General features: G+C 65.3%; 3 protein-coding genes. All 3 read right to left on the bottom strand.

Annotation, left to right across the window (positions count from 1 at the left end; genetic code table 11):
- Positions 1–214 precede the first annotated feature (214 nt).
- Positions 215–1,735, bottom strand: a complete 1,521-nt coding sequence (locus tag ACLBYD_RS30465; protein WP_447819374.1) for an ABC transporter substrate-binding protein — start codon at positions 1,733–1,735, stop codon at positions 215–217.
- Between the two features lie 105 nt (positions 1,736–1,840).
- Positions 1,841–3,028, bottom strand: coding sequence for a serine hydrolase domain-containing protein (locus ACLBYD_RS30460; protein ID WP_447819373.1), 1,188 nt, complete (start codon positions 3,026–3,028; stop codon positions 1,841–1,843).
- 23 nt (positions 3,029–3,051) lie between these two features.
- Positions 3,052–4,170, bottom strand: a 1,119-nt coding sequence (locus ACLBYD_RS30455; RefSeq protein ID WP_447819372.1) for a carboxylesterase family protein, incomplete at its 5' end; no start/stop codon positions are given.

Below are 4,170 nucleotides of genomic sequence, written 5' to 3'. Positions count from 1 at the left end.
ACCGGTTGGCACCCGAGGTGTCCGCACCGTACGGCACACCGAGAAAACTCACCACACCGGCGTTGTCGATACCACGCAGCTCCCCCTGCTCGACTTTCACATGAACGTAATTCATACTCCCACAACCCCTTTTGACGCGCACGAACGATTTGCGGAACTTGTCGGGTGGGTGAGCCACTTCGTCTTGACTCACCCACCTTGGGCTTGAGTCAAGTCACTCCTTCGGCGTGTAGTTGTACAGATACGGGACGTCGTTGTCGCTCTGCAGCGTGACGTCGGTGTCCTCGGACACGCCGTACAACGAGTCCGCCCGGTAGAACGGGGCGAACCAGGCCTGCTCGGTCACGAGCTCGTTGAGCTGCTTGGCCGCAGCGTCGGCGTCGGCATCTGCGCCGGTTTGAATGGTCTTCAGCAGTTCGTCGACGGCCGGGTCCTCGACGCGGAACGGGTTGAAGGTCGCGTTCGGGGCAATCTGGAGTCGGGCGGTGTGCCACGCGAGCGGATTCAATGCCGTGATCGTCGGTGCTGCAGCAAATTTGGGTGAGAGGAGGTCGGAAACCAGGTTGTTGACCGACACGGTGACGTAGTCGACGGTGATGCCGACATCAGTCAGGTACTGCTTGACAAGGTCGTACATGGAGTCAATTCCGAACTCGGGAACGAGCGGCATTGAGAGTGTGAAGCCGTTACCGTAGCCGGCTTCCGCCAGCAGCTGCTTCGCCTTCGTTGGATCGTACGTGTATGCACCGTCGAGTGCCGGAACGTATCCCGGGTTGGTCTCCGCGAAAATCTGGTCGGTCACCGCGCCGTATCCCTGGGCGGCCTTCAACAACGCGTCGCGATCGATGGCGTGGTTGATCGCCCGGCGCACCCGGACGTCGCCGAGTGCCGGATTCATCGTGCCGTTGCGATCGAAGAGGTTCAGGCCTGCCCAGTTCTGCTGCTCCGTCTTCACCTCGTATCCTGCCGCCTCGACCTGCTTGACCTGATCCGCATCCACCAGGGCACCGTCGATCTGCTTGCCCTGCATGGCGTTGACGGCGGCCTGCACGGTGTAGACGTTTATGTTCACCGCCTCGTAGTGCTGATCGTCCTTCGCCCAGTAGTCCGGGTTTTGGGTGAAGACGTACTTCGACCCGGCGACGGTGGCACCTGTGTCGAGAATGTACGGCCCGGAACCCACCGGGTTGGTCTTCTCGTCCGAGGCGCCGAAGTGCTTCGGACTCGCCATCAGTCCCGAATTCCGGGAGAGGACGTACAAGAGCGTCGGATCCGGCTGGGAAAGCGTGATCTTCAGTGTCGTCGGATCGACCGCAGTCGCGTCGGAAACGCTGGTCAGTGCGGACTTGTTCGGGGCGGCACCGTCACGGAAGCGCAGCAGATTCTGCGCCGCGGCGGCGGCATCGAACTTGGTGCCGTCGGTGAACATGACGTCGTCCCGCAGTGTCATAGTCAGAACGGTCCTGGTGTCGTCGTACTCCCACCCGGTCGCCAGCCAGGGCTCGATCTCTCCGTCCGGACTGACGCGAACCAGCGTGTCGTACACCGCCTGGAGATAGGGCGCCTCGTTACCCCACGCCGAGTTGTTCGCGGCGAAGGTCGAGGGCGGGAAGACGGCGCCCAGTGTGAGCGTCTCGCTTCCGGACCGGTCGCCCGACCCACCACCACACGCGCTCACTGCCAGTGCGATCGCAGCGGTCGCGGCGACAGTCGTGAAAATCTTCTTCGTCTGCAAGATTGCTCCCCTGATCGGGTTCAGAGGGCGGGACGTGTCGAAGTGCCGAGACACGGTCCCGCCCCAGTGGTGACGGGCCTCAGCCCTCGTGTGTTCTGTCGATGTTCACGACCGTAGGTCCGCGCGGCACTGCCGCACAGTCGCGGCCAGTGCCATACCCCGCTCGTCCGCACCACCGGGGAACGACATCCGGCGTGGAACGTAACCGTAGGCAAGCGAGTGCCACGGATCGGCAACTCCGATCGCACCGCCTGCTCCGTCGTGTCCGAAGGACTCGTGGCTACCGATCCGCAGCCGGTCGGGATCCGGCTTCTGGAAGACGACGCCGTATCGGGTGGGCAGGCCCAGCACCATGTCCATGCCCACCGCGTGGATCTGGGAGAAGGCCGCTACGGTCGCGGGAGACAGGAGCTGCGGCATCCCGTCCACCTCGCCGATACACATTGCGTAGAGTCGGGCGAGACCGCGCGCGGACCCGACGCCGCCGGCGGAGGACTGCCCTGCCGCCCTCGCGCTCCGGACGTTCGACAGCAGCTCGTCGAACGGGTCGGTGACTGCCCTGTTGAACGCCATGCCCGGCAGGCTGTCTGCGGACTGCCGCATCGGCGACCCCGCCCGCAGCACCATCTGGTCCTGAGTGGGCTGCTGCGGGAGCACGTCGAGCACCCGCGGCTCCTGCTCCTCGGGCGTCGCGATGAAGAAGTCGATTTCCCGCGGGTCGCCGATCTCTTCGCGGAAGAACTGTGCGATCGTCCGGCCGTCGATCCGCCGGACCAGTTCGTCCATCATCGTGCCGATGGTCAGACCGTGATATCCGTGTGCAACACCGGGATACCAGTGCGGAGCCTGCGCGGCGACCCTGTCTGCCATGTACTCGTGATCGATGAGCTGATCCTGAGTGACCTGTGGCTCGACACCCGGGATGCCGGCCTGGTGGGAGAGCGCGGAGCGCACGGTGACCGTGGCCTTCCCGGCTGCGGCGAACTCGGGCCAGTAGCGGGACATCGGCTCGTCCAAGCTCAGCAAGCCACGATCGACCAGGAGCGCGACGCTCACGCCGGCAACACCCTTGGTCGACGAGAAGACTCCCTGGATGCTGTCCTCTCGGATGTCGTCTCCACCCCAGATGTCGACGACGACCTCGCCGTCCACGTACGCACAGAACTGGGCGGAATAGTTGGAATTCTCGGAGACAACGCGGGCAAGCTGCTCGCCGACGGCTTCGTACCCGGGGGCGAGGAACCCCCGTGCAGCGTCGGCGTCGGTGTGTGAATCTGTGGTATCGGTGGTCATCGGTTTCCTCTCGATCGAAGCTGTCAGCAGGTGACTGTCGCGGCGTCCAGCGGAGCGGACATGTCGAAGGTTTCGGGCAGTTGGAGGTCCGGCCCGTACGGAGTCCCGAAGCGGTGGACTGTCCCCGCGACGTTCCAGGGTTCCCAGCCCGGGTCACCGTCATGTGCGAACGACGCCCACGCGCGCATCATGTCCCGCGACACCGCGAGCCGATCCCATGAGCGTCCGGTCAGCGGTACCCGATCGACCGTGCCGAACACGAAGGCAAGTTCCATGGAATGGGTCGCGCCCAGCAATCCGTCCAGGACCTCGGTGGGCTGCGCGAACTCGTACACCCAGACGCCGTCTGCCTTCGCCACCGCCAGATCGGCGATCCTCCGCGTCGGCTCGGCGAACATGAGCGATGCCATTCGCCGCCCGAGCACGAGGTGCGGCGGCTCGTGCGGAAACTCCGCCGACAGTTCCGCGTACGTGACGCCGTCGACCTCCGCGAACGCGTCGAGCCGGGATGCGGCCTCCGCCGCAGACATGTCGGCAACGAAGGTCGGATTCGCAGCGAGGAGGAAGGTCGCATCGTGGGACGTCCAGCCGAGCAGCAGCTGCTTTCCCCGAACCCCCTCTGTCGCCTCCTCCCTGAACGAGTTCACCGGCAGATCCACCGGATCCAGTGACGGACCGAAACCCAGCGCGGAATCCAGCTCCAGACTGCGGGCGCCGCTCCCCGTCATCGAGGCCACCTCTCGCTGCGCCGCCGACTGCGCGTCCAGGAGCGTCTCCACCGACGCCGCCCGCAGCTCGTCGACCGACTCCAGCCCGACTGCCTTCATCACCCGCTCACGGAGCTTCGCCGTCTCCTCCGGAGGATGCGACCGCCCGAACGGACCGCTCATCATGATCGACCGCGCGAACAGGTCCCGAGCCGCAGGCATCGCATTCAGCGCCGCCACCTTGCCACCACCACCGGACTGACCGCAGATCGTGACCCGCGCCGGATCACCACCGAAGGCCGCGATGTTGCGCTGCACCCACTCCAGCGCGGCGACGAGATCGAGCAGACCCGCGTTCGCAGACCCCGCCTCACCCAGTTCACGCAGGTCCAGGAACCCCAACAGACCGAGCCGGTGCGTCACCGACACCACCAC

The sequence above is a fragment of the Rhodococcus sp. C26F genome, from assembly GCF_053345925.1.
Note: the sequence above shows the minus strand (reverse complement) of the source record. Positions and strands in the feature narration are given on the sequence as shown.

Coding starts and splice junctions, on each gene's coding strand:
- ACLBYD_RS30460 (WP_447819373.1), bottom strand. CDS start 3,028: ATGACCACCGATACCACAGATTCACACACCGACGCCGACGCTGCACGG.